Raw genomic sequence first — 25,759 nt, 5'->3', positions numbered from 1 at the left:
GAGGGCGCCGGATCGCACCGGCCCCCGGGCACGAACGAGGGGCGCCCGGCATCGCGCCGGGCGCCCCTCATCGCCGTACGGTCGGCTACTGCGCCGCCGCGTCCGCCGCCTGCGCCCTCAGTGCGCGCTCCACGCCCGCGCGCGACTCCGACACCAGCCGCCGCAGGGCCGCGTTCGGCTCGGCGGAGGCCAGCCAGGCGTCCGTCCTGTCCAGGGTCTCCCGGGAGACCTGGACCGTCGGGTAGAGGCCGACGGCGATCTGCTGGGCCATCTCGTGGGAGCGGGACTCCCAGATGTCCTTGACCACCTCGAAGTAGCGGTCCGCGTACGGGGCGAGCAGATCGCGCTGGTCCGTCTGGACGAAGCCGCCGATGACGGCCTCCTGCACGGCGTTGGGCAGCTTGTCGGAGTCGACGACCGACGCCCACGCCTCCGCCTTGGCCTCCGGGGTCGGCCGGGCCGCGCGCGCCGTGGCGGCGTGCCGCTCACCGGCGGCCGTACGGTCACGGTCGTACTCGCCCGCGATCTCCGTCTCGTCGAAGCGGCCCACCGCCGCGAGCCGCTGCACGAACGCCCAGCGCAGCTCCGTGTCGACGACCAGGCCCTCGATCGTCTGCGAGCCGTCCAGCAGGGCGTCCAGCAGGTCCAGCTGCTCGGGCGTGCGGGCCGTCGCGGCGAACGCGCGCGCCCACGCCAGCTGGTGGTCGCTGCCCGGCGCCGCCGCCCGCAGGTGCGCCAGCGTCGCGTCGGTCCAGCGGGCCAGCAGCGCCTCGCGCGCGGCCGGGTCTGCGTACAGGTCGACCGCCAGCTTCACCTGGCGGTGCAGCGACTGCACGACGCCGATGTCGGACTCCTTGCCGATGCCGGACAGCACCAGCGAGAGGTAGTCGCGGGCGGGCAGCTCGGCGTCACGGGTCATGTCCCAGGCCGACGCCCAGCACAGGGCGCGGGGGAGGGAGGACTCGAAGTCACCGAGGTGTTCCGTGACGAAGGCCAGGGACTGCTCGTCCAGGCGGACCTTCGCGTAGGACAGGTCGTCGTCGTTGAGCAGGATCACGGCCGGGCGGCGCTTGCCGACCAGCTGGGGTACGGCGGTCAGCTCGCCGTCCACGTCCAGCTCGATCCGCTCCTCGCGGACCAGCTTGCCGCTGGCGTCGTCCAGTTCGTACAGGCCGACGGCGATCCGGTGCGGGCGCAGCGTCGGCTCGCCCTTGGCGCCGGCGGGCAGGGCCGGGGCCTCCTGGCGGATGGCGAAGGACGTGACGACACCGTCCGCGTCCGTCTCGATCTCCGGGCGCAGGATGTTGATCCCGGCCGCCTGGAGCCACTTCTCCGACCATGTCTTCAGATCGCGGCCGGAGGTCTCCTCCAGGGCGCCCAGCAGGTCGGACAGGCGCGTGTTGCCGTAGGCGTGGCGCTTGAAGTAGGCCTGCACGCCCCGGAAGAACTCGTCCATGCCGACGTAGGCGACGAGCTGCTTCAGGACGCTGGCGCCCTTGGCGTACGTGATGCCGTCGAAGTTGACCAGGACGTCGTCCAGGTCCCGGATCTCGGCCATGATCGGGTGGGTGGACGGCAGCTGGTCCTGCCGGTAGGCCCACGTCTTCATGGAGTTGGCGAAGGTGGTCCACGCGTGCGGCCACCGGCTCCCGGGCGCGTGCGCCTGGCAGGCGATCGAGGTGTACGTGGCGAACGACTCGTTCAGCCACAGGTCGTTCCACCACTCCATGGTCACGAGGTCGCCGAACCACATGTGGGCCAGCTCGTGCAGGATGGTCTCCGCGCGCATCTCGTACGCCGCGTCCGTCACCTTCGAGCGGAACACGTACTGGTCGCGGATGGTCACCGCGCCCGCGTTCTCCATCGCGCCCGCGTTGAACTCCGGCACGAACAGCTGGTCGTACTTCTTGAACGGGTACGCGTAGTCGAACTTCTCCTGGAACCAGTCGAAGCCCTGCCGGGTCACCTCGAAGATGGCGTCCGAGTCGAGGTACTCGGCGAGCGAGGGACGGCAGTAGATGCCGAGCGGGACGGACTGGCCGTCCTTCTCGTAGACGCTGTGCACCGAGTGGTACGGGCCGACGATGAGCGCCGTGATGTACGTCGAGATGCGCGGCGTCGGCTCGAACACCCAGACGCTGTCCTGCGGTTCGGGCGTGGGCGAGTTCGAGATGACGGTCCAGCCCTCCGGCGCCCTCACGGTGAACTGGAAGGTCGCCTTCAGGTCCGGCTGCTCGAAGCTCGCGAACACCCGGCGGGCGTCCGGCACCTCGAACTGGGTGTAGAGGTAGGCCTGGTCGTCGACCGGGTCGACGAAACGGTGCAGGCCCTCACCCGTGTTGGTGTACGCGCACTCGGCGACCACCCGGAGGATGTTGCGGCCCTCCAGCAGGCCGCGCAGGGCGATCCGGGAGTCCGCGAAGACCTCGGCGGGGTCGAGGGAGCCCCCGTTGAGGGTCACCTCGTGCACGGCCGGGGCCACCAGGTCGATGAACGAGTCCGCCCCGTTCTCCGAGACGTCGAAGCGCACCGTCGTCACGGACCGGTAGGTGCCGCCCTCCTGCGCGCCGGAGAGGTCGAGTTCGATCTCGTACGAGTCAACGGCGAGCAGCTTCGCCCGCTGCTGCGCCTCCTCGCGGGTCAGGTTTGTGCCAGGCACGCGGTCATCTCCTCGGTATGGGTGGGTTGCGCCATCTTTCCACGGCAGCTTCGCATCAGGCGACGACCTTGGTGTCTCCTAGGGAAACCCCTTGCCCGGCGAGGGGCCGGGCGAACTCCCGTACGGCCGCCGTCTCCGCGTCCCGGTGCCACACCAGGCCGGGCGCCGACTCGGGCACGGGCTCCACCGGCACGAACACGGGCCGATGACCGGCGGCCCGCGACCCACGCCGGGCCCTGCCGTCATCGCGGCCGGGCCGGGGCGGTCGTCCGGCTGCCGGCCCCGGCGGCGGGCTCACACGCCGGCTCGGCGCTGCGGCTCGTCGTCTGCGGCCCGGTCCACGGGGGGGGGGCGTCCCGGTCTGCGCCCAGACCTGGCCGTCGGCCGCCGCGCCGAGGGCCCGCGAGTCGGGGTCGGCGCTCTTCGCGGGTGCCCGGGGCGGTGCCGCCTGCGGGGCGGGGAGACGGGGACGGTGTTCAACACGGGGATCGCGCTGGGCGCGTTCACCGGGGGCCGCGCGGCCGAGGCGCTGGGCCCGACGGCGGTGCCCGGCGTGGGCGGCTGCCCGGCGCTCCTGGCCCTGCCGGCGGTCGTACGGGCCGGGCTGCCCGGGACAGAGGCAGCACGACGTCCGGATCCCGCCGGTCCGGAGGGCCCGGGCGAGCAAGCCTGATGAGCATGACGACGACCTACACCGCACAGCCCATCGCCGCGCGCGTCCTGAAGGAACTGCGTACGACGGACGACGCGGGCCGCCCCGCGGTCCCCTTCACCGACAGCGAGGGCGGCGCGCCCCTGCGCTGCTGCCTGGGCCGCAGTGAGCCGGGCCAACGCATCGCCCTGGTCTCCTACGCCCCGCTACGCCGCTGGGCGGCGGAACAGGGCGTCGATCCCGGCGCGTACGACGAAGTGGGTCCGGTCTTCATCCACGCAGACGACTGCCCGGGACCGGACGCCGACGCCGCCCTGCCCTTCACCAACGCCCACCGCACGGTCCGCCGCTACTCGGCCGAGGGGCACATCCTGGGCGGCCGGCTGGTCGAGGAGCCTGGCGACTTCGACGAGGCCCTCGCGGAAGCGTTCGACGACCCGGCCGTGGCGCTCGTCCACGTCCGGGCCGTCGAGTACGGCTGTTTCCTGTACGAGGTGCGCAGGGGGCGCGAGGTGCGCAGGGACTAGCTAGCCCTTCAGCTCGGCCGCCACCAGTTCCGCGATCTGGACCGCGTTCAGCGCGGCGCCCTTGCGGAGGTTGTCGTTGGAGACGAAGAGGGCCAGGCCGTTGTCCACCGTCTCGTCGCGGCGGATGCGGCCGACGTAGGACGGGTCCTTGCCGGCGGCCTGGAGGGGGGTGGGGATGTCGGAGAGCTCGACGCCCGGGGCGTCCTTCAGCAGCTCCGTCGCGCGCTCCGGGGAGATCGGGCGGGCGAAGCGGGCGTTGACCTGGAGGGAGTGGCCGGAGAAGACCGGGACGCGCACGCAGGTGCCGGAGACCTTCAGCCCGGGGATCTCCAGGATCTTGCGGGACTCGTTGCGGAGCTTCTGCTCCTCGTCGGTCTCGTTCAGACCGTCGTCGACGATGTTGCCCGCGAGCGGCAGCACGTTGAAGGCGATGGGGCGCTTGTAGACGCCCGGCTCGGGGAAGTCGACCGCCTCGCCGTCGTGCGTGAGCTGGTCCGCTTCGGCGACGACCTTCTGCGTCTGGCCGTGCAGCTCGGCGACGCCGGCGAGGCCGGAGCCGGAGACCGCCTGGTACGTGGCGACGACCAGGGCTTCCAGGCCCGCCTCCGCGTGCAGTGGACGCAGCACCGGCATCGCGGCCATCGTCGTGCAGTTCGGGTTGGCGATGATGCCCTTGGGGCGGTTCGCGATCGCGTGCGGGTTCACCTCGGAGACGACCAGCGGGACCTCCGGGTGCTTGCGCCACGCCGAGGAGTTGTCGATCACGACGGCGCCCTGGGAGGCGACCTTCTCGGCCAGCGCCTTGGACGTGGCACCGCCCGCGGAGAACAGCACGATGTCCAGGCCGGTGTAGTCGGCGGTCGCCGCGTCCTCCACCGTCACGCCGTCCAGCTCGGAGCCCGCCGAGCGGGCCGAGGCGAACAGACGCAGCTCCGTGACCGGGAAGTTCCGTTCCTTGAGGATCCTGCGCATGACCGTGCCCACCTGTCCGGTGGCTCCGACGATTCCGACCCTCACGGTGACTCCCTCTCCTGCGTCTCTTCACGTGCTCGTTGCTTGGCCGAGGCTTTTCCATCATGCGGCCGACCAAGGCCCGTCTGTCCACTTCTTTCCCCGGTCTGCCCGGGGAGTGGGACGACGTGTCCCGTTCCATGGTTGCGGACATTCGGCGTCCACCCCTGCTGAGCTGGATAAATTCGTCTGCCGGGGGTCATACGCCGCAAGGTCGCCTGCCCCTGTTGTTCTCGGCCACACGGAAGTGTGACGTACGCCTCTGCCGCCCGCCGGAAAGAGGACCGAACGTTCCGGGCGGTGCCGGCGTCCTAGGAGAAACACGGCGAGGGGGGTGGCTTGTGCTGCTGCGCGGAAGGGCCCGGCGGGGCAGGGAGGCGCACGCCGGGACCGGTGACGATCCGCTGGACGCGGCACAGGAGCGCCGGGTGCGGGCGGTGCTCGCGCTGGGCGGGGTGCCGCAGGCGGACCTGCCGGACGGGGTACAGCAGGTCCGCCTGCGGCTGCTGGAGCGGGCCGCGAGCGGCCGGGAGGCGCCGCGGGACGTCTCGGCGTGGGCGGCGGTGGTCGCCTCCAACCTGGCCATGGACTGGCACCGGGCCAAGCGCCGCCAGGAGCGCCTCGGGGAGCGGCTGGCCGCCCTGCGGCAGCTCGAGCACCCCTCCGGCGAGGACACCAGCGTGCTGTCCGTCGCCGTCGCCCAGGGCCTGGACGAGCTGCCCGACGCCCAGCGGCAGGTCGTCGTGCTGCGTTTCTACGCCGACCTGCCGGTCCGGTCCATCGCCGAGCAGCTCGGCGTCCCCGAGGGCACGGTCAAGAGCAGGCTGCACACGGCGGTACGGGCTCTGCGCGCCCGCCTGCACGAGGACGAGGTGGTGTGACATGCCCGCCCGGAACGACGACGGCCGGCGCGACGCCGACTACGACGGCATGGACGCGCTGATGGCAGCGCTCGTCGACGACCCGCTGCCGGAGGGGGCTCGACGGGACCCGGCCTTCATGACGGCCCACCGCGCGGCCATGGCGGACGTGGCACAGCTGCGGGACCAGCTGCTGCTCCTGGGAGACACCCTGGCGCGCGACGCAGGGGCGGACGTGGCCGGGGCCGAGGGGGAGCCCGGCGCCGGGAGCGAGGCCGGGGCGCGGGCTCGGGGGGAGGCGGGGCCGGCGGCCGGCCCGCACGCCGACGGGCCGGGGGCGGCCGTCGACCCGTCGATGAGGGGGCTGCCCGTGGGGCCCCGGGCAACTGGGGGCCGGCCCGGGCAGCGGAGCGGTGTCGGGTCGTCGTCCGGGCGGCGCAGCCGGCCCCGGCCCCTCGTCGTGGTGCTGCGCGGGCTCGCCGCTGCCGTGGCCGCCACTGTCGTCGTGGGTATGGGATGGCTCGTCGTGCAGGGCGGTAGCGGGTCGGGGCAGGACTCGGGCTCCGGCTCCGACTCGGCCGCCGACTCCGCGGCCGGTTCGCGCCAGGGTGTTCAGGAATCCGGGCCCGGGCGCGCCGGCTACCTCGCCTGTGCCCGGCTCGTGGCCGAGGGCACCGTCGCCGAGGTCGAACCCGTCCCCGGCACGGGCCAGGACCGCGTCACCGTGGACGTCGACCGGTACTACAAGCCCGCCAAGGGCCAGGACCGGGTCGTCTTCCCCATGGACGAGGGCGCCGCACCCCAGCCGCGGCCGGGCGAACGCGTCCTCGTCGGGATCACGCGCGGGCAGGCCCAGCCGGACCTGTGGAAGGCAGGGGAGAAGGAGATCGCCCCCGAGCGGGCCCGGATCGCCGCCGCCCTTCCCGAGTCGGGAACCCTTCCCTGCGAGTGAGCACAGGGCGGAAACGCCGAGGGCGGGCGTCCGTCCGGACGCCCGCCCTCTTGATGCCGTCGAACCGCTACGGCAGGACCTTCTCGATCTTCACGCTGCCCACGCCCGCGGCCGTCCCGCGCGCGTTGACCAGCTGGACCTCGCCGAAGAACACACGCCCCTCGGGCGCGGCCGCGGCGGCGGTAACGCTGCCCGAGACCGTCGCCGAGTCGCCCGTGCCGAGCTTCACCGGCGCCGAACCGTCGACGGTGATGCTGCCGAGGGAGGGAGCGAAGAACACGTCCCGGTAGTCGTACTCGGTCGTGCCGGCCGGCACCGAGTAGCCGTCGACCTTGACCGTGTACTTGCCGGCGGCCGGGGAGGGAACGGAGACGGACTCCTCCGAGTCGCCGTCCGCGGAGCTGCCGACCTGCTTGCCGGCGGCGTCGTAGACCGCGAGGTCCAGGTCGGCGGCCGCGTCCGAGACACCGCCGATGGCGACGTCCAGCGACTTCGCGCCCGCGGGCACGTCGACCGTGATGGTCTGCGTCTCGCCGTCCTTGATCGACGGCCGGGTCGTCTTGGAGGAGCCGAGCGAACCGCCCACCAGCTTGCCGTCGATCGGGGCGAAGCCGTTCGTCACCTTCCAGGAGGCGGCGGCCGGGGTGCCGACCTTCGCCTCGGGCACGGTGACGGTCTCCGGCTCGAAGGCCGCGCCGAGCACGGCGACATCGAGCTTGTACGGGTTGTCGAGCAGCGGCGACGTACGGCGCGACTCGACCTCGATCTCCCACACGCCGGGCTGCGGGTTCGCGTAGGAACGCAGGTCCGGGCGGCAGGTGTTGGCCGGGTTCGCGTAGTTCGGGTAGCAGTTGATCGTCGACGTCGGGTCGGAGGGGACGCCGAACGGGTGGATGGAGATGAACCGGGTCTGGCTCTTGTCCTTCAGCCCGCTCATCGCGACCTCGAGCGTCTTCGCGCCCTCGGGCACGGTGACGTAGTAGTGCCGCGAGCTGTTGCGCTGCACCGAACCGGACGCGGAGAACGTGTACTTCAGCGGCGCCGCGACCACGACCGTGCTGAGGACCTGCCTGTCGATGCCCTCGGTCTTCGGGTCGTCGACCTCGAGGATCGCGCTCTTGATGCCCGCGGACTTCGGCGCGGCCTGGACCTTGACGGTGACCGGCTTGTTCAGCGGCAGCTTCACCTCGTCGGAGCCGACGATCCGGAACGTGCCGCCCGCGTTGTTCTCGAAGTGCAGCTCGTGCCGGACCGCCTTGTCGGCGCCGGACGTACGCGTCACGGTGATCTCGTACGTCTTCTTCTGGCCGGCCTTCAGGCCGCCCTCACGGTCGTACAGCCCCGTGCCGTAGCCGGGCGTCTTGAGCTTGTCGTCCATCGCGGTGTCGACCGGCGCCTTCACCGTGTACGCGTGGGAGGTCGCGCCGTCGCGGATCGAGTCCCAGGCGTCCTCGATGTTCATCAGGCCCGCGCCCTCCTCGTACGCCTGCACACCCTTGATGTGGTCGGCGGTCGAGGTGAGGGCCGTGCGCAGGGTCGCCGGCGTGAGCTCGATCTTCTTCTGCTCGGCGGCCGACAGCAGCAGCGCGGCGGCGCCGGCGGCCTGCGGGGAGGCCATCGAGGTGCCCTGGAGCATGCCGTAGCCGGCCGGCAGGGAGTAGCCCGCCTCGGCGACCGGCTGGCCCGGCATCCACGTCTGGATGGTGTTGATCGCGGCGCCCGGGGCGACCAGGGTCGGGGTGAAACCGCCGTCCTCACGCGGGCCGCGCGAGGAGAACGGCATCAGCGCGTACTTCTTCTCCACGACCGAGCCGTAGTTGGCGGCCCAGGTCTCCTTGGAGACGGAGGCGCCGACCGAGATCACCTTGTCGGCCAGGGCCGGGTCGCCGATGGTGTTGGTGCCGGGGCCGGAGTTGCCCGCGGAGATCACCAGCTGGACGCCGTAGGTGTCGATCAGGCGCGTGTACAGCTCGGCGCGCGCGTTGTTGCCGTCGTTCAGCGCCGGCAGGCCGCCGATCGACATGTTGACGATGTCGACGCCGCGCTTGGTGACGAGGTCGATCATGCCCTCGGTGAGTGCGACGTTGGTGCAGCCGCCGGACCAGGTGCAGGCGCGCGAGGAGACGAGCTTGGCACCCGGCGCGGCGCCGTCCATCTTGCCGCCGAACAGGCCGTTCGCGGCGGTGATGCCCGCGACGTGCGTGCCGTGCTCGGACTCGATGACGCCGATGTTGACGAAGTCGGCCTTCGCGCCGGCGCCGTTGTAGACGACGTCCTTGCGGATCTCGACGACGAACGGCTGCCGCTCGGCGACGTCGGTCTTCGGGTCGTCGGTGCCGAAGTAGCCGATCTGGAAGCCGTCCTTGTACGGCTTCATCGCGGTGTCGTCACCGAAGTCGTTGTTGTTGTTCAGATCGACGCGGACCGTGCCGGCGGCCGGGTCGTACAGCACGCCCCAGGCGTCCGTGGTGTCGCCGTCGCGGTTGGCGTCACCCGCGGCGTCACCGCCGGTGGTGTACGACTCCTTGAAGGTGCTCACCCGGTACGAGCCCGACGGGGCCTGCCACGTCCTGCCGTCGTGCGTGAACGTGGGGCCGGAGACGGAGGTGTCCATCCGGCGCCAGGTGTTGTCGTTGTCGACGACCGGGTCCGTCGCGGTCACCCAGTCGACGATCTTCCGCTCGCCGGTCGTGGTCTTCTGGAGCGCCGGGTGGCCGAGGTCGACGCCGGAGTCCAGGATGCCGATGGTGATGCCGCGGCCGTCCGCCTTCGGGTGGTCCTCGACGAAGTCGACCGCGCCCGTCTCGAAGGACGGGTTGTACGGGTTCTCCGCGGGGGTCTTCTTCCCCGGCGCCGGGTACGTCCCCGCGGCGGCCTTGGCGCCCTTGGCGGCGTCCGCGGCCGGCGTCGGGTCGTCCAGCGGGATCTCCTCGCGCAGGTCGATGCCGTGCACGGAGGAGAGCTTGACGGCGGCGGCGATGGCGGAGTCCGCCCGGGACGTCGGGACGGTGGCGCGGACGTAGCCCAGCTTGTCGTCGGTCCGGCCGACCGCGCCGCCCTTGACCGCGTCCAGCTGCCCGGCGACCTGCTCGGTCTGCCCGGGCGCGGTGGCGACCATCATCGTGACGGTCTTGTCGCCGTCCGCCTTCGCCTCGGCGAGCAGGTCCGCGTCGCCCGAACCGAGCTTGGCGTGCGCGGACTTGACGTCGGTGTCGGCCGGGGCGGACGCGCCCGGCTCGTCGGCGGCGAAGGCGAGGGGGACCGGCCCGGCCGCGGAGAGCGCGGCGACGAGACCGGCGGCCACGGCGACGCGTGCCACGCGTCTGCGGGCCGATATCAGGTCACGCTGGGGGGTGTTGGTCATCGGCATCCCTTGTAGGTAAAGGAACGAGCGGGAGCGACCGGGGCCGATCGGTCCTGGTCGCGACCGTCCGGAACGCAGGCCCGGACGATCGCACAGCTTTACGTAAGGGGAGGTTCTTTGGGGAGCCTTGACCGAAACGAAATGGATGTATGGGGAAAACCCGCGATGCGTTTTGCGGGCATGAGTCCCGAAGGCGGCGAAATCGGTTAACGTCCCGGAGTGAGACAGAAGTTGAGGGTGGCGGCCTACGCCGTATGCGTCCGTGACGGACAGATCCTGCTCGCCCGTTCCCCCGCCGCCGACGGCACCCCCGAGTGGGTCATGCCCGGCGGCGGCATGGAGCACGGCGAGGACCCCTACGACACCGTGCGCAGGGAGGTCGAGGAGGAGACCGGGTACCACATCGAGGTCACCGGACTGCTCGGCGTGGACTCCTCCCACCGCGTCTTCCGCGAAGGCATCGGACGTGCCGTCGACCATCACGCCGTCCGCTTCGTCTACGAGGGCCGGATCATCGGCGGCGAACTGCGCAACGAGGTGAACGGCTCCACCGACCTCGCCGCCTGGCAGGACCTGGACGCGGTGCCCGGACTGGTCCGGGTGGGGATGGTCGACATAGCACTGCGCCTGTGGCGGGAGCGGCCGGCCACCGGACGGCTCGCCGACGTCATGGAGGACGCCGAATAGGTTCAGTACCCCGGAAGATGAACACCGCGTGACCGGCTCCCGGCCGTTCCCGGAGCGGCCGACGACGCGCAGGGTAGTCCAAGATCCACGTACGGTGATCGGCGCTGCGCGTTGCCACCCCGTTTACGCGCAGGTCATTCCCAGTGCCAACGATCCAGTACGAGCGGGATGTTCGCGTGCCGGACATCCCGCGACCACTGCCGACGCGTTCGCACTCGGGGAGAGAAGCGCATGTCGCGCACACGCTCAGTCGCCGGCTCCGGCCAGGGCATCCACCGTCGTTCCGTCCTCGCCGCCACGGGAGCGGTCGCCCTGTCCGCGGGCGTCGGCTACGCCCTGCGGCCCAGCGACAGCCAGGCCGCCACGGGCACCAGGGAAACCACCGAGGCCGTCGCCGCCTCCTCCCGCCGGGCACCGGCCGCGCCGCTGGCCCCGTACACCAAGGGCACGACCGTGGCGTCCGTGTCCACCCCGCGCGGCTCCGGCTACCGGCGTCTGGGCGACGGACCGGGCTGGCAGCGGGTCGTGCGCTCCGACCTGGCCGCGCCCAAGTCCGGCCGCGCCGGGCGCCGTACCGCGCTCGCGGCGTTCGTCCAGCTCACCGACCTGCACATCATCGACGCCCAGCACCCGCTGCGCCTGGAGTACCTGCGCTCCGCCGACGTGCACGCCTGGCGGCCGCACGAGGCACTGACCGTGCAGGGCGCGATCGCGCTGGTGGAACGGATCAACGCGCTGCGCGGCGCGCCCGTCACCGGAAGCCCGCTGCACTTCGCCATGACCACCGGCGACAACACGGACAACAACGCCAAGTCCGAGCTGGAGTGGTTCCTGAAGGTCATGAGCGGCGGGCGCATCACCCCCAACACCGGGGACCCGCGCCGGTACGAGGGCGTCCAGAACAGCGGCCTCAAGCTGTACTGGCAGCCGGACGCCGCGGTCCGCGACACCGACAAGCAGGCCGGCTTCCCGCACCTCGACGGCTTCCTCAAGGCCGCCATCCGCGAGGTCCGCAGCCCCGGCCTCAACCTGCCCTGGTACTCCACCGTCGGCAACCACGACACCATGCCGATGGGCTGCTACGCCTCGCACGGCGACTCCTTCCTCACCGAACTCGCCGTCGGCGGCAAGAAGCTGATGAACGTGTCCGCCGCCGAGGCGCAGCGGCTCCAGACCCTCATCAAGAAGGCCCGGGACCCCGAGGGCGTCCGCTACCACGACTTCCTCAAGACCCACGCCCGGTCCACACGCTCGGTCACCCCCGACGAGAGCCGCGCCCCCTTCACCCCCACCGAGTACATCCAGGCGCACCTGGACCCGGCCTACCGCGGAATCGGCCCGGCCGGCCACGGCTACTCCTCCGCCAACCTCGACACGGGCACCCAGTACTACGCCTTCCGCGTCTCCGACGACGTCATCGGCATCAGCCTGGACACCACCGACGCGGGCGGCCACTACGAAGGCTCGCTCGGCACGGCCCAGTTGAAGTGGCTCGACCGGACACTGCGGGAGAACAAGGACTCCTACGCGGTGATCTTCAGCCATCACACCAGCAAGACGATGACGAACACCCGCACCGACCCGGCCCGCCCCCACGAGCGCCGGCACAACGGCCAGGAGGTCCTCGCCCTCCTCGGCGGCCACCGCAACGTGCTCGCCTGGGTGAACGGCCACATCCACAAGAACGTCATCACCCCGCACTCGATGTCCGGCGGCGGCTCCTTCTGGGAGGTCTCCACGGCCTCCCACGTCGACTATCCCCAGCTCGCCCGCATCATCGAGCTGGCCGACAACAAGGACGGCACGGTCTCCCTGTTCACCACGCTGGTGGAGTCCTCGGCCCCGCACCGCACGGACTTCTCCGACCTCTCCCAGACCGGCCTCGCGGCCCTCTACCGCGAGCTGTCCCTCAACGCCCCCGGCGCGAGCACGGCCCTCGGCGGCGACCCGGAGGACCGCAACACCGAGCTGGTACTGAAGAAGGGCTGAATCCCGCCCAACCCGCCCGGACCGGTCAACTCCGCCCCGGCGGCTCGGGTCCCACCCCCTGACACCGCTCGACGTGACGGGGGTACGGGGCATGAACAGACGGACACGCACGATCCTGACGGCGGTGACGGCCGTGGCGCTGTCGGCGGCCCTGGCGGGCCCCGCGGTCGCGGCCCCGCCCACGGACGGCCACGACGCGACCCGGCAGGCGATGCGGGCCGCGGTCGCCGACGGCGTCCCGGGCGTGACCGTGAGAGCGCAGCGAGGGCACGGCGCCTGGGCGGCCACGGCCGGAGTGGGCGACCTCGAGACGGGCAAGCCGCGTTCGACGCGGGACCACTACCGCGTCGCCAGCATCTCCAAGACGTTCGTCGCCACCGTCGTCCTGCAACTGGAGGCGGAGGGACGGCTGTCGCTGGACGACACGGTGGAGAAGTGGCTGCCGGGCGTGGTGCGGGGCAACGGCCACGACGGCCGCAAGATCACCCTCCGCCGGCTCCTGAACCACACCAGCGGCATCTTCGACTACCTGGCGGACCCCGGTTTCCAGCGGACGTACATGACCGCGGACGGCTTCATGAAGCACCGGTTCGACGAGGCGGACCCCGAGGAACTGCTCGCCTACGCCCTGGCGAACGAGCCGTACTTCGCGCCGGGCAGGTCGTTCGAGTACTCCAACACGAACTACCTCCTGGCCGCGCGGGTGATCGAGAAGGCCACGGGCAACGACTACGGCGACGAGATCGACCGGCGCATCATCGCCCCGCTGCACCTGACCTCCACGTCCGTCCCCACCACCCGGGTCACCGTGCCCCGGCCGAGCAGCCGTGCCTACTCCAAGCTGGCCGAGACGGGCACGGGCCCGACGTACGACGTCACGGAGCTGAACGCGCGTCTGGCCTACGGCTCGGGTCAGATGGTCTCCAGCTCGGCCGATCTGAACCGCTTCTACTCGGCCCTGCTCCGTGGCAGGCTGCTCCCGCCCGAGCAGCTGAAGGAGATGAAGACCACGGTTCCCTCCAGCCGGGAGACCAGCCGCTACGGCCTGGGGCTCGTCGACCGCGAGCTCAGCTGCGGCGTCCACGTCTGGGGTCACGACGGCGGCATCAGCGGCTCCCAGTCGACCGCCGTGACGACCGAGGACGGCCGCCATTCCCTCGCCGCCAACCTCAACGGCGACTGGTCGGGCAGCACCGAAGCGATCATCGATGCGGAGTTCTGCGACACGTAGGACGGTGCCGCCTGTCCGCTTGGTGAGAGGCCCGCTCATCATGCGAGAAGAACACCCGGACCCTCCATCCCTCGGCTGCCTGGCTCCGAATTCCCAGCGAGGAAGGGCACGCGACAGTCGCAGCCGAGGGGGTCCTCCTCATGAAGGGACAGCAACTCCAGGAGGCGGCCAGGGGCGTCATGGAGGGAGCCCGGCCCCGCGAAGCGCCGCCGGATCCCGCGGTATCCGCTGCGGCGGAGCGGCTCGCCGCGCTGCTGGCGGAGGTCGCCCAGCTCGACGAGGTGCCGCTCGACAGCAACTTCTTCGATGATCTCGGCGCCGACTCGCTGGTGATGGCGCACTTCTGCGCGCGGGTGAGGAACCGGCCGGACCTGCCGCCGGTGTCGATGCGCGACGTCTACCGGCACCCGACCGCCGGCGGCCTTGCGGTCGCACTGCTCGACGGCACCCCGCCGCCACCCGAATCCGAGACGCCCGGCCGACCGGCACTGCCCAGGCGGCAGGCCGAGGCCCCGGCACCGGCGCCGCCGACGGGCCGCCCGCACCGCGTGCTCTGCGGGGCACTCCAGCTTCTGGCCTTCCTCGGCTACGCCTTCCTCGTCGCCGCCGTCACCGCCCAGGGCTACGAATGGATCTCCGCGTACGCTCACCTGCTCGACGCCTACCTGCGGAGCGTGGTGTTCGGTGCCGCGCTGCTCCTCGTGCTGTGCGCCCTGCCCTTGATCGCCAAGTGGCTGCTGTTCGGCCGGTTCACACCACGCCGGTTCCGCGTCTGGAGCTTCACCTACTTCCGGTTCTGGCTGGTCAAGACACTGATCCGGTCGAGCCCGCTGGTCCTGTTCGCCGGGTCGCCGCTCTACCCCCTCTTCCTGAGGGCCCTGGGCGCGCGGATCGGCACAGGAGTGACGATCCTTTCCCGCTCCGCTCCCGTCTGCACCGATCTGCTGACCGTCGGTGACGGCACGCTCGTCCGCAAGGACGCGCTGATGAGCTGCTACAACGCGGCCGACGGGGTGATCGAGACGGGGCCGGTCACCCTGGGCCGGGGGGCGGTCGTCGGTGAGGTGACCGTGCTGGACATCGGGACCCGGCTCGGCGACGCGTCCCGGCTCGGGCACGCGTCCTCCCTGCACACCGGCCAGGCGGTCCCCGACGGCGAACACTGGCAGGGCTCTCCGGCCCAGCCCGCGGACGGCGACTTCCAGGAGGTGGAGCCCGCCCGGTGCGGCACCGCACGCCGAGCGGTCCACGGCACCCTGCTGCTGCTCACGGTGCTGTTGGTGTACCTGCCGCTGGCGGTGGGCTGCCTGGACGTGCTGCTCTCCCGGATGCTGGAGGGATCCGTGGTGGCGAAGGGCGGGGCCACGGTGCTCTACGCCGACCTGCTGGTGGTCACGGCCGTGGTCTTCTTCGGCGGCGTGATCGCCGCTCTCGTCGTCCTGGCCACCGTCCCTCGGCTGCTGGGCCTGCTGGTCCGGCCCGGCCGGACGTACCCGCTCTTCGGCTTCCACTACTCCGTGCACCGGACGATCGTCCTGATGACGAACAGGAAATCCCTGACGCGTCTGTTCGGCGACAGCTCCTGCATCGTGCACTACCTGCGCTGGATCGGCTATCGCCTGACTCCCGTGGAGCAGACCGGCTCGAACTTCGGGACAGCGGTCAAGCACGAGAGCCCCTACCTGAGCAGGGTCGGCACCGGGACCATGGTCGCGGACGGACTGTCCCTGATGAACGCCGAGTACTCCAGCACCTCCTTCCGGTTGTCGCCGACCGTGATCGGGGCGCACAACTTCCTCGGGAACCGGATCGCCTACCCCGCCGGAGGCCGGACCGGCGACAACTGCCTCCTCGCCACCAAGGTGGCCGTCCCCGTCAGCGGACCGCTCCGGTACGACGTGGGACTGCTCGGCTCCCCCTGCTTCGAGATCCCGCGGTCGGTGGCGCGGGACAGCACCTTCGACGAACTCAAGGACGGGGACGCCCTGCGCCGGGCCCTCGCGGCCAAGAACCGGCACAACGCCGTCACCATGGCATGCCATCTGCTCACGGGATGGCTGTACTTCTTCTGCGTCACCCTGCTCTTCGCGCTCGCCGCGAGCCGGTACCCCGCGTGGGGCACAGTGGCCCTCGCGCTCGCCAACGCCGCCCTGCTGCCGTTCACCTTCCTGTACTACGTCCTCCTCGAGCGGGCCGTCATCGCCGCGCACCCACCGGAGCCGTTGTTCTGCTCGATCTACGACCGCCGCTTCTGGCGCCGTGAGCGGTACTGGAAGGTCCCGTCCGAGACCTATCTGCACATCCTCGACGGCACCCCGTACAAGACCGTCGTGTGGCGCCTGCTGGGCGTCCGGATCGGGGCGCGGGTCTTCGACGACGGCTGCCACATGACGGAGCGCCCCATGGTCGCCATCGGGGACGGCTGCACCCTCAACTCGGGCAGTGTCCTGCAGTGCCACTCCCAGGAGGACGGCACGTTCAAGTCGGACCGCAGCGCGCTCGGCGCCGGCTGCACCCTCGGCGTCGGAGCGCTCGTGCACTACGGAGTGACGGTCGGCGACAGTGCCGTGCTGGCGGCTGACTCCTTCCTCATGAAGGGCGAGACGGTTCCCGAGAACGCCCGCTGGGCGGGGAATCCTGCCCGTCCCCTCGACGAAAGCGGAGGTGCGCGGTGATGGCGGCGACAGCGACCGACGCGCGCGTCCCCGGAAGCGACAGCAGGGCCGAGGGCGGCTTCACGGCCGTGCCCCGATGGGCGAAGGAGCCGGTGCCCGGCACCGGGGAGCACGTCAGGAGCGTTCCCGGCGACGTGACGGCGACCCTGCGCGGGCGGGCCCGTGAACTCGGGGTGCCGCTCACCGCGATCCTCCTCGCGGCACACGCGAAGGTGCTCGCCCTGCTCTCCGGCGATCCGGACGTGCGCAGCGGCTGTCTGCTCCCGGGCCGAACCGGGCCGCTGCCCTTCGAGTTGACGGTCGAGCCCGGCACCTGGCGCCGGCTGGTCCTGGAAGCCCGGCGGGCCGAGGCGGCGGTGCCGTCGCCCGGGACCGGCTCGCCGTCCGCGGCCGGAGCCGAAGCGGTGTTCGCCCCGGCCGGGCAGGAGGTCACCGTCCCGGCGGACGGCAGCGTGCTCCTCGGCGTCTCGGCGGGCGAGGAGGGCGGCCGGCTCCTGCTGCGCCTGCGTCACCGGACGGACCTGCTGGACGCGGACTGTGCCGCGCGGATCGGGGGGTACCACCTCGCCGCACTGGAGGCGATCGCCGCCGATCCCGACGCCCCCCACGACCGACGCAGCCTGCTGTCCGCGGACGAACTCCGGTTCCAGCTCGACGGGCTGGCGGGGCCGCACCGCGCGCTGCCGGACCGCCGGTTCCACGAGCTGTTCGAGGAGCGGGTGCGCAAGGTGCCGGACGCCGTCGCCGTGGTCCACCAGGGCCGCGGCCTGACGTACGCGGACCTCGACACACGGGCCAACCGGCTGGCCCGCGCCCTGCTGGCCGAGGGGCTCGGACCCGAGGACACGGTCGCCGTGGTGACCGAGCGCGACCTCCACTGGGCGGCCGCCGTGCTCGGCGTCCTCAAGGCCGGCGGCGTGTACCTGCCCGTCGACCCGCGTCACCCGCCCGGCCGCATCGCCGCGATGCTCACCCGCGCCGACTGCTCGTACGTCCTCACCGAACCGGACAGCACCGGGCAGCTGGACCGGGCGCTCGCATCGCTCCCCGGGACCCGGCGGCTGCTCGTCCCGGGCGTCACCGACCGGGCCACCGACGGAACGGACCTCGGCCTGGACATACCGGCGGACCGGCTCGCGTACGTCTTCTTCACCTCCGGCTCCACCGGGGAGCCGAAGGGCGCCATGTGCGAGCACGCCGGCCTGCTCAACCACCTGTACGCCAAGATCGACGACCTGGGCATCGGCGAGGGCACCGTGGTGGCGCAGACGGCCTCACAGTGCTTCGACATCTCGCTGTGGCAGTTGCTCGCGGGGCTGATGACGGGCGGGCGGACCCTGCTGGTCGAGCAGGACGCCATCCTCGACGCGGACCGGTTCCTTGACACGATCATCGAGGGCCGCGTCAACGTCCTGCAACTGGTGCCGTCCTATCTCGACGTCATCCTGTCCGCCCTGGAACGCCGCCCCCGGGACCTGCCGGACCTGCGGTGTGTGTCCGTCACCGGCGAGGCGCTGAAGACGGAGCTGGTCCAGCGGTGGTTCGCCACCGGTCCCGCCGTGCGACTGGTCAACGCCTACGGACTGACCGAGACCTCCGACGACACCAACCACGAGGTGATGGACCGGCCGCCCGCCACCGACCGGATCCCGCTCGGCCGGCCCATCGCCAACGTGTACCAGTACGTCGTCGACGACAATCTGCTCCCGGTTCCGCTCGGGGCGCCCGGCGCCATCGTCTTCTCCGGGGTGTGCGTCGGCCGCGGCTACGTCAACGACGCCGAACGCACCCGGCTCGCCTACCTGCCCGACCCCCACCGCCCCGGCCGGCGGCTCTACCGCGGGGGAGACTTCGGCCGCTGGCGGCCCGACGGAAAACTGGAGTTCCTCGGCCGCCGGGACGCGCAGGTGAAGATCCGGGGGTTCCGGGTCGAGATCGGCGAGGTCGAGAACGCGCTGCTGCGCGTGCCCGGCGTCACGGACTGCGCGGTCGTGGTGACCGGCGCGGAAGGGCACGCCCGCCAGCTGGCGGCCTTCTGCACGAGCGCGGGAGCGGTGACCGCCGAGGACCTGCGGGAACGGCTCGGGGACCTGCTCCCCGCGTACATGATCCCGTCGTCCTTCCACCGGCTGGACCGCCTGCCGCTCACAGCGAACGGCAAGACCGACCGCAAGGCGCTCGCGGCGCTCGCCGAGGACCTCGGTCCGGCCCGGGATGCCCTTGGCGCCCCGCGGACGCCGGCCGAACGGCGGCTCGCGGCGCGATGGGAGGCGGAACTCGGCCTGCCGCCGGGACGGATCCGCCGGGACGACAACTTCTTCGACCTGGGCGGCACTTCCCTGTCGGCGGTACGGCTGGCGGTCTCGCTGGGCCGGGTGATCTCCCCGCGCGACCTCGCCGGCCGTCCCGTACTGGCCGACCTGGCCGAGCTGATCGACAGCCGGACCGGCGGAGAACCGTGACGGACACGAGGAGTACGAGAGGAGATCCCCATGCTGTCGGCACTCTTCCGCAAGAACAGGGCCACCACGGCACCGGCTCCGGACGGCCTTCCGGTCCTCGATGCCGCAGACACCGGGGACGCCACGGACGCGGCGGCCTGGGCGGCGGGCCGGCGGAACGCGCTGCGTGAACTCGTCGCCGAGCGGGGGGCCCTCGTCGTCCGGGGTCTCGGCCTGCGCACCCCGGCCGACGTCGAGTCGGTCCTGCGCCAGGTGGCCGAGCGCCCCGTGGCCGAACGCGAGGCGTTCGCCGCCCGCGACCGCCACGCGGACGGCGTCTACTCGTCCTCGGCATGGCCGCCCAACCAGCCCATGTGCATGCACCACGAACTGAGCTACGCCTTCGAGTGTCCCGGCCTGCTGATGTTCGCGTGTCTGGAGCCGCCCGACGAAGGCGGTGCCACCGCGGTGGCCGACGCGACGGAGGTGCTGCACGCGCTGCCCGCCGAACTCGTCGACCGTTTCGCCCGGGAGGGCTGGCTGCTCGACAGGGCCTACAACGAGGGGATCGGCGCGACGCTCGGTCAGTCCTTCGGCACCGACGATCGCGACGCGGTCGAGGCCTACTGCCGTGCCCACGCGATCGACTGGTCCTGGCAGCCGGATGGTTCGCTGCGCACGCGCCAGCACCGGCCCGCCGTCGTGCGGCACCCCGTCTCCGGCCGGCACTGCTGGTTCAACCAGATCGCGTTCCTGAACGAGTGGACGATGGCACCCGAGGTCAGGGAGTTCCTGACCGAGGAGTACGGACCGGACGGGCTGCCCTTCAACACCCGTTACGGCAACGGCGATCCGGTGCCCCCGGACGTCGTCGAGCAGATCAACAAGACGTACGAAGCCCACACCGTGCGCCGGCCCTGGCAGCGCGGGGACCTGATGCTCGTGGACAACATCCGCACCGCGCACAGCCGGGAGGCGTACCGGGGGCCGCGGAACATCGTGGTGGCGATGGCCGACCCCGTGCGCCCCGGCCTTCCGGAACCGCGGACGGGGAGGGAAGCGGCATGACCACCCTGCACACCGCACCGCAGACCGCCCGGACGGACACCCCGGCCGTGCCGTCCTTCGCCGTCGTCCCCGGAAGCCAGGTCAAGGAGGTGCTCCAGGGACGGGAGAAGACCGTGGTGGAGGTCGTCGAGGCGACCTACCGGCTGCACGGCGCCGGCCGCACGGTCAACCCGCCGTCCTCCTTCCTGGGCTTCCCCGACCGGCCGACGTCACGGATCATCGCCCTGCCCGCCTCGCTCGGCGGCGAGGGCCGGGTGGACGGACTGAAGTGGATCTCCAGCTTCCCCGCCAACGTCACCTCGGGCATCCCCCGGGCGTCAGCCGTCCTCATCCTCAACGACCCCACCACCGGCTACCCCTTCGCCTGCATGGAGAGCTCGATCATCAGCGCCGCCAGGACCGCGGCGTCCGCCGCGTCGGCCGCCGACCGGCTCAGCAGGGGACGACCCCGCCCCGCCCGCCTGGGGTTCGTCGGGGCGGGTCTGATCGCCCGCTACATCCACACGTACCTGGAGGGCACCGGCTGGACCTTCGACACCATCGGTGTGCACGACCTGTCCCCCGACAGCGCTGCCGGCTTCCGCACCTACCTGGAGCAGTCCGGGGCCGTCGGACGCGTCACCGTGCACCGCAGCGCCGAGGAGCTGATCCGGCTCAGCGACCTGATCGTCTTCGCCACGGTCGCCGACCGGCCGCACATCACCGAGCCGTCGTGGTTCCGGCACAACCCGGTGGTGCTGCACGTGTCGCTGCGCGACCTGGCGCCGCAGGTGCTGCTCAGCGCCACCAACGTCGTCGACGACATCGACCACTGCCTCAGGGCCGCCACCTCGCCGCACCTCACCGAACGCCTCACCGGCAACCGCGACTTCCTGCTCGGCACGCTCGACGACGTGATGGCCGGCCGCGTGACGGTCCCGCCCGACCGTCCGGCGGTCTTCTCGCCGTTCGGCCTGGGCGTGCTGGACCTGGCGGTCGGCTCCTACGTCTACGACGAAGTGGCCCGCTCCGGAGGACTGCAGGTCATCGACGACTTCTTTCACGAACTGAGCCGGCACGGCTGAGGACGGCACCCGTCCGCCGTCCGGCCCTGGACGAGGAGAACATCGTGCCAGTCATATCCGTACCCCACGCCTTCAACGAGGAGGACCTGTACGTCGACCTCGAGCCGATGACGGGACACCGGCTCTTCCTCAAGTGCGAGGGCTTCAACTTCGCCGGTTCCATCAAGCTGAAGGCCGCGACCGAGATGGTGGAGTCCGCCGAGCGGAGCGGGACCCTCAGGCGGGACTCGATCCTGATCGAGTCCTCCTCCGGCAATCTGGGCGTGGCGTTGAGCATGATCGCCGCGAGCAAGGGCTACCGCTTCGTCTGCGTGACGGACTCCCGGTGCAACCTGGCGACCCGGCTGATGATGGAGGCCCTGGGCAGTCGGGTCCACGTCGTCTCCGACGAGCACGCCGCGGGCGGTCTCCTGGGCGCGCGGCTGGCGCACCTGCGCGATCTGTGCGCCGCGGACCACCGTTACGTGTGGCTGAGTCAGTACACCAACCCCGACAACTGGAGGGCGCACTACTTCCGGACGGCCCCGGCCATCGCCCGCTGGTTCCCGTACCTGGACGTCCTGTTCATCGGTGTCGGCACGACCGGCACGCTGATGGGCTGCGCCCGCTGGTTCCGCTCCTGGCACCGGCCGGTGCGGATCGTCGCGGTGGACAGCGTCGGCTCCGCCATCTTCGGCGACCCGCCCGGACGGCGGATGATTCCCGGACTGGGCATGAGCCTTAGGCCTCCCCTGCTCGACGAGAGTTACGTCGACGAGGCGGTCCGCGTCGAGGAGGCCGATTCCATCCGTACCTGCCAGAGCCTGGCGAGGCGGGGCTTCCTGTTCGGCGGTTCGACCGGCACGGTCGTCAGCGGGGCGACGAGCTGGCTCGCCCGGCACGGAACGCCGGGCCTCACACCCGTCGCGATCGCCCCCGACCTCGGTGAGCGCTACCTCGACACCATCTACCAGAGCAACTGGGTGCAGGCCCTGTACGGCGGCGACGCGCTCGCCCCGCCGGTGTCGCACGCCGGCGGAATCGAGGGCCCCAGCGCCGTGCCGGCCCCCTCCGACTGAAGGCGGCCCTTGCCGTGTGCCTCCTCCCCGCGAGACCGGTCCCGCGTCCCGAACGGCTCACGCCCGCGGCCTGGACCAGGCTCCCGGAGCCGCCCCGCCCCGGTCGGCCCCGGCTGTGGCTGGCCCGGGTGGAAGACCTCCGCGGCGCCGTGGCCCCGCTCGCGGATGTGGTGCTGGACAGCGGGGAAAGGGCGCGGGCCGCGGCACTTCACCGGGCGGAGGACAGGGACGGTTACCGGGTCGCCCACGTGTGCCTGCGCATGCTCCTCGGTGCCTACCTCGGCGCCGAGCCGTCGGAGGTGCCGCTGGTACGGCGGCCCTGTCCCGTGTGCCGGGCCCCGCACGGTCGCCCCGACGTGCCCGGCGTGCCCCTGTGCTTCTCCGTCTCCCGGACCGCCGGGCTCTGCCTTCTCGCCTTCGCGGACACAGCGGTCGGCGCGGACATCGAGCGGCTGCCCGCCCCCGACGTCGTCTCCGCCCTCACGGCGACGCTGCACCCCCGGGAGGCCGCCGAACTCGCCGCGTGCCCGCCGGACCGGCGCCCGGCCGCCTTCGCGCGTGTGTGGACACGCAAGGAGGCGTATCTGAAGGGGCTCGGCATCGGACTGGCGCGCGACCTGCGCTCCGACCATCTCGGCGCCTCCGCGCGCGGGCCCAGCCGGGTGCCGGGCTGGGCGATCGACGACGTGGCGGTGGGGAGGGGGTGTGCGGCCGCCGTCGCGGTGGCCGAGCAGTGATCGTCAACGGGGGACGGAGATGTAGCCGATGGGGTCGGTGGTGGGCTGAGTGGAGCCGTCGGCCGGTTCCACGGTGATACAGACGGCGGTGGCCCCGTCGAGGCGCCCGTCCAGGACGTATGCCTGACGTCCGCCCGCTGAGGACAGCAGTCCGGCCGGCCGGTACCGTCCCGATTCGGCGTACCAGAGTTCGTAGACCCGGTCGCCGGTGAGCTGCGGCAATTGGGAGGCGATGAGCGCGGACTGGCCCTGCGCCCGGGAGGCGACCACGCTCGCGGTCCCGCCGCCCGTGAGCTCCTGGCTGCTGATCGTGGCGTCGGGGGCGGCAAGGACATCGGTGAGTTGCCGGTACTCGGCACGGTCCTGCGCGGACTGCTCGCGTGCGGTGTCGGCCTCGGAGTTCTGCCACCAGGCGACGCCTCCGAGAGCCGCGGCCGCCGCCACGGATGCCGCCAGCGCCGGCTTGAGACTCCAGCGTCGGCGTCGGCGCCGGTACCCGCCTGTGACGGACCTGTCCTGACGTACGGTGGCGATCTGGTCGAGCACGCGGTGGCGCAGGTCCGCGGAGGGTGTGCTCGTCTCGGCCTCCCCCAGCCGAACGGCCGCACTCGACAGCTGATCGACTTCCAGACGACATGGGCCGCACACGGCCAGGTGCTTCTCGAAGTCGGTCTCCTCACCGGTCGGCAGCGCGTGCAGCACGTACGCTCCGACCGCGAGGTGGGGGTCGTCGGTGAGGTTCACGAGGCGGCCTCCATGCAGTCGTGCAGGCGCCGCAGCCCCTGGCGCATCCGCGACTTGATGGTTCCCGTCGGCATCGAGAGCGCCTCGGCGACCTCCGCGTACGTCAGCCCCTCGTAGTAGGCCAGCACCAGCGGCAGCCTCAGCTCGCGGGCCAGCTGGGTCAGGCAGCGGAAGACCGCGCGCTGCTCCTCGCGCACCTCGACCTCTTCGGCGACGGTGTCGAAGGACCGTTCCTGCTCCATGACCGCGGCGCGCAGCTCGCGGACGCGACCCGCGGTGACGGACCGCACCCGGTCCACCGCGCGGCGGTGCGCGAGGGTGAGCACCCAGTTCCGGGCGGCTCCGCGCGCCGGCCGGAACCGGTCGGCGGTCCGCCACACCTCCACCATCACGTCCTGGGTCACCTCCTCCGCCTGGGCCTTGTCCCCCACCACCCGGCAAGCCAGTCCCAGCACCGTGTGCGCCAGGGCGTCGTACAGCTCGGCGAAGGCCTGTTCGTCGCCCTCGGCGGCGCGGACGAGCAACTGGTCCAGCCCGGGGTCGTCCGCCGACCCTCCTCGCCGCCCTTGCCTGTCACCTTCCCTCCGAGCTCCGGCTCCTCGGTCCATCGTGCCTCCTCGCCTCAGCTCGACACTGGCCCTCCTGTGCGAGCGGCGCATCCGGTCCGAAGCCGTCCGTCTGACAGATTCACCTGCCTGCCGCAGCAAACGTCCGGTCTCGCGCCGGGCGGGGCGTTTCCCCTCACCCTTTGTTCGAAGCTGCCGCCGCGACAGATCATGATCGATCGCCGCCGGAGTGCGAGGAGGGGCCGCCGGCGACTCCGGCGGCCCCTCCTCTCCCCTCCCGGCCCTGCCCGTCACTACCGGGGCAGTACCAAGACATACGCGGCCGGATCGCGGTCGGCCGAGGCCATCAGGGCCGTGCGGACCACCGTCGCCTGCTGTTCCGGACTGTCGCGGAGCTTCCTGGGCGTGATGTGGACGACGGTGATGCCGAGGCGCTCCAGGTGCTCGCGCTTGCGGGCGTACTCGGACCACAGGGCGTCGTCGTCCTGCCGGGGCGCCCGCGTGTCCAGCTCCAGCGCCACCGCCTGGTCGGGCCAGTACGCGTCCAGGCCCCCGAGGTAGGGGCCGCCGGGCAGGCGCAGGTCCACGTTCCAGACCGGGTCGGGCAGGCCGTACTCGCGCACCATCCGGTACAGGCGGTCCTCCGCGATCACCCGGCCCTCGGCCAGCAGGGACTCCACCGCGTCCACCACGTGCGGACGGCTCAGCAGCCGCGCCTCGTTCAGCTCCCGCACCACCGCCGCCGGCTCGCAGTGGGCGCCGCGCACCGCCTCCGTCATCAGCCGGCGCACGGTGCCGGCGTCCCGGAGGTCGGCCACCGCGTCGGCCAGCGCGCGGGCGACCGGGGCCACCGGCAGACCCGTGACCTGCTCGGGGGCGGGCAGCGGGGCACTGCGGACGATGCGCGCACAGCCCGTCGAGCGCAGCCGACGCAGCCGCGGGACCAGGACGTCGATCGCGTCCAGGGACGGCAGCGGGGGAGTGGAGGAGAACCCGTGCAGCGTCAGGGCGGCCAGGCCGGTGATCATCACATCCGGGTAGGCGGGGGCGTGCCCCCCGCTCGCGCCGGGCTGGGCGGGAACGCCCGTGCCGCGCTCCCGCGCCGCGTACATCAGCACCGCGTGCAGCCGCTCCTCGCTGGTCGGCGGGCCCGGGTGGAGCAGGACGACGCCCGGGAGGAGCTGCTGCCAGGGTCCGCCGGGGCGGCACTGCTCGTTCGTCTCGGACGACGTCACACCGTGCGAGCGGAGCTGCGCGACCGTCATCACGCGGAGCCGGCCGCGGCCGGACAGGTCGTGCAGCGGGCGCGGTGAGAGCGGGGTGTTGTGGGTCATGACCCGCAATTTCCCGTGCTTCGGCCGCCCTTTAACCGCTGTTACAGGCCCGTCGACAAATACGGACAACCCAGCCCTAAAGGACGGGTGTTCGGATGCCGAAAGCCCCTGGTCCGTTCGGGTGCGGACCAGGGGTTACG

At 72.0% G+C, this 25,759-nt stretch carries 20 protein-coding genes; 13 read left to right on the top strand and 7 right to left on the bottom strand.

What is annotated here, in order from left to right:
- Positions 1–85: 85 nt before the first annotated feature.
- A complete protein-coding gene (gene pepN, locus CP976_RS15460) occupies positions 86–2,659 on the bottom strand; it encodes an aminopeptidase N (protein ID WP_150480885.1) in 2,574 nt (857 codons plus the stop codon).
- A 55-nt stretch (positions 2,660–2,714) separates the two neighbouring features.
- Positions 2,715–2,858 (bottom strand): hypothetical protein, encoded by a 144-nt coding sequence (locus CP976_RS15455; RefSeq protein WP_190146792.1) that lies wholly within the window; start codon positions 2,856–2,858, stop codon positions 2,715–2,717.
- A 273-nt stretch (positions 2,859–3,131) separates the two neighbouring features.
- On the opposite strand from CP976_RS15455, the gene CP976_RS42920 reads away from it, so the two are divergent.
- A complete protein-coding gene (locus CP976_RS42920) occupies positions 3,132–3,332 on the top strand; it encodes a hypothetical protein (RefSeq protein ID WP_167537345.1) in 201 nt (66 codons plus the stop codon).
- A 5-nt stretch (positions 3,333–3,337) separates the two neighbouring features.
- On the top strand, positions 3,338–3,838 hold the full coding sequence (locus CP976_RS15450; protein ID WP_150480884.1) for a DUF1203 domain-containing protein: 501 nt from the start codon (positions 3,338–3,340) through the stop codon (positions 3,836–3,838).
- On the opposite strand, the gene CP976_RS15445 is transcribed toward CP976_RS15450, so the two are convergent.
- Positions 3,839–4,855, bottom strand: coding sequence for an aspartate-semialdehyde dehydrogenase (locus CP976_RS15445; protein WP_150480883.1), 1,017 nt, complete (start codon positions 4,853–4,855; stop codon positions 3,839–3,841).
- Between the two features lie 338 nt (positions 4,856–5,193).
- On the opposite strand from CP976_RS15445, the gene CP976_RS15440 reads away from it, so the two are divergent.
- Together CP976_RS15440 and CP976_RS15435 are read left to right on the top strand one after the other, a co-directional pair.
- A complete protein-coding gene (locus tag CP976_RS15440; RefSeq protein ID WP_059420040.1) occupies positions 5,194–5,730 on the top strand; it encodes an RNA polymerase sigma factor in 537 nt (178 codons plus the stop codon).
- A gap of 1 nt (position 5,731) precedes the next feature.
- The gene (locus tag CP976_RS15435; RefSeq protein ID WP_150480882.1) at positions 5,732–6,661 is read left to right on the top strand and encodes a hypothetical protein; all 930 of its coding nucleotides are present in this window, start codon (positions 5,732–5,734) and stop codon (positions 6,659–6,661) included.
- Between the two features lie 67 nt (positions 6,662–6,728).
- Here CP976_RS15435 and CP976_RS15430 read toward each other — a convergent pair whose 3' ends face one another.
- The gene (locus CP976_RS15430) at positions 6,729–10,025 is read right to left on the bottom strand and encodes a S8 family serine peptidase (protein ID WP_150480881.1); all 3,297 of its coding nucleotides are present in this window, start codon (positions 10,023–10,025) and stop codon (positions 6,729–6,731) included.
- Between the two features lie 219 nt (positions 10,026–10,244).
- Between CP976_RS15430 and CP976_RS15425 the strand changes: the two genes are divergently transcribed.
- From CP976_RS15425 to CP976_RS15385, 9 genes are all read left to right on the top strand, one after another.
- Complete coding sequence (locus tag CP976_RS15425; protein WP_229875208.1) at positions 10,245–10,712, top strand: NUDIX hydrolase; 468 nt, start codon at positions 10,245–10,247, stop codon at positions 10,710–10,712.
- Positions 10,713–10,943: 231 nt separating this feature from the next.
- Complete coding sequence (locus CP976_RS15420) at positions 10,944–12,701, top strand: TIGR03767 family metallophosphoesterase (protein WP_150480880.1); 1,758 nt, start codon at positions 10,944–10,946, stop codon at positions 12,699–12,701.
- Between the two features lie 91 nt (positions 12,702–12,792).
- Positions 12,793–13,932, top strand: a complete 1,140-nt coding sequence (locus tag CP976_RS15415) for a serine hydrolase domain-containing protein (RefSeq protein WP_150480879.1) — start codon at positions 12,793–12,795, stop codon at positions 13,930–13,932.
- Between the two features lie 140 nt (positions 13,933–14,072).
- Complete coding sequence (locus tag CP976_RS15410; protein ID WP_150480878.1) at positions 14,073–16,607, top strand: Pls/PosA family non-ribosomal peptide synthetase; 2,535 nt, start codon at positions 14,073–14,075, stop codon at positions 16,605–16,607.
- The gene (locus tag CP976_RS15405; protein ID WP_150480877.1) at positions 16,607–19,069 is read left to right on the top strand and encodes a non-ribosomal peptide synthetase; all 2,463 of its coding nucleotides are present in this window, start codon (positions 16,607–16,609) and stop codon (positions 19,067–19,069) included. Before CP976_RS15410 ends, CP976_RS15405 begins: the two co-directional genes overlap by 1 nt.
- Before the next feature lie 30 nt (positions 19,070–19,099).
- Positions 19,100–20,116 (top strand): TauD/TfdA family dioxygenase, encoded by a 1,017-nt coding sequence (locus tag CP976_RS15400; RefSeq protein ID WP_150480876.1) that lies wholly within the window; start codon positions 19,100–19,102, stop codon positions 20,114–20,116.
- Positions 20,113–21,180: a 2,3-diaminopropionate biosynthesis protein SbnB gene (gene sbnB, locus CP976_RS15395; protein WP_150480875.1), complete on the top strand. Its 1,068-nt coding sequence runs from the start codon at positions 20,113–20,115 to the stop codon at positions 21,178–21,180. Before CP976_RS15400 ends, sbnB begins: the two co-directional genes overlap by 4 nt.
- A gap of 44 nt (positions 21,181–21,224) precedes the next feature.
- Positions 21,225–22,238 carry a 2,3-diaminopropionate biosynthesis protein SbnA gene (gene sbnA / locus CP976_RS15390; RefSeq protein WP_150480874.1) on the top strand — a complete coding sequence of 338 codons (1,014 nt, stop codon included), beginning with the start codon at positions 21,225–21,227 and terminating at the stop codon, positions 22,236–22,238.
- A gap of 128 nt (positions 22,239–22,366) precedes the next feature.
- Positions 22,367–22,975, top strand: a complete 609-nt coding sequence (locus CP976_RS15385) for a 4'-phosphopantetheinyl transferase family protein (protein WP_229875211.1) — start codon at positions 22,367–22,369, stop codon at positions 22,973–22,975.
- A gap of 3 nt (positions 22,976–22,978) precedes the next feature.
- Here CP976_RS15385 and CP976_RS15380 read toward each other — a convergent pair whose 3' ends face one another.
- The 3 genes from CP976_RS15380 to CP976_RS15370 form a co-directional block, all read right to left on the bottom strand.
- Positions 22,979–23,719 (bottom strand): anti-sigma factor, encoded by a 741-nt coding sequence (locus CP976_RS15380; RefSeq protein ID WP_150480872.1) that lies wholly within the window; start codon positions 23,717–23,719, stop codon positions 22,979–22,981.
- Positions 23,716–24,327 (bottom strand): ECF RNA polymerase sigma factor SigK, encoded by a 612-nt coding sequence (gene sigK, locus CP976_RS15375; protein WP_150480871.1) that lies wholly within the window; start codon positions 24,325–24,327, stop codon positions 23,716–23,718. The genes CP976_RS15380 and sigK overlap by 4 nt, the downstream gene beginning before the upstream one ends.
- Positions 24,328–24,578: 251 nt before the next feature.
- Positions 24,579–25,619, bottom strand: a complete 1,041-nt coding sequence (locus tag CP976_RS15370; protein WP_150480870.1) for a hypothetical protein — start codon at positions 25,617–25,619, stop codon at positions 24,579–24,581.
- Positions 25,620–25,759: the final 140 nt, after the last annotated feature.

The organism is Streptomyces coeruleorubidus (assembly GCF_008705135.1).
GTDB classification, from domain to species: Bacteria; Actinomycetota; Actinomycetes; order Streptomycetales; family Streptomycetaceae; genus Streptomyces; species Streptomyces coeruleofuscus.
The sequence above is the reverse complement of the archived record's forward strand: the minus strand, read 5'-3'. Positions and strand labels throughout refer to the sequence as shown.

Excerpts from the sequence above, each read along its gene's own strand:
- CP976_RS15450 (WP_150480884.1), top strand. The coding sequence starts at position 3,338 with ATGACGACGACCTACACCGCACAGCCCATCGCCGCGCGCGTCCTGAAG.
- sigK (WP_150480871.1), bottom strand. The coding sequence starts at position 24,327 with ATGGACCGAGGAGCCGGAGCTCGGAGGGAAGGTGACAGGCAAGGGCGG.
- CP976_RS15435 (WP_150480882.1), top strand. The coding sequence starts at position 5,732 with ATGCCCGCCCGGAACGACGACGGCCGGCGCGACGCCGACTACGACGGC.
- sbnB (WP_150480875.1), top strand. The coding sequence starts at position 20,113 with ATGACCACCCTGCACACCGCACCGCAGACCGCCCGGACGGACACCCCG.
- CP976_RS15415 (WP_150480879.1), top strand. The coding sequence starts at position 12,793 with ATGAACAGACGGACACGCACGATCCTGACGGCGGTGACGGCCGTGGCG.
- CP976_RS15420 (WP_150480880.1), top strand. The coding sequence starts at position 10,944 with ATGTCGCGCACACGCTCAGTCGCCGGCTCCGGCCAGGGCATCCACCGT.
- CP976_RS15410 (WP_150480878.1), top strand. The coding sequence starts at position 14,073 with ATGAAGGGACAGCAACTCCAGGAGGCGGCCAGGGGCGTCATGGAGGGA.
- CP976_RS15405 (WP_150480877.1), top strand. The coding sequence starts at position 16,607 with ATGGCGGCGACAGCGACCGACGCGCGCGTCCCCGGAAGCGACAGCAGG.
- CP976_RS15370 (WP_150480870.1), bottom strand. The coding sequence starts at position 25,619 with ATGACCCACAACACCCCGCTCTCACCGCGCCCGCTGCACGACCTGTCC.
- CP976_RS15400 (WP_150480876.1), top strand. The coding sequence starts at position 19,100 with ATGCTGTCGGCACTCTTCCGCAAGAACAGGGCCACCACGGCACCGGCT.
- CP976_RS15430 (WP_150480881.1), bottom strand. The coding sequence starts at position 10,025 with ATGACCAACACCCCCCAGCGTGACCTGATATCGGCCCGCAGACGCGTG.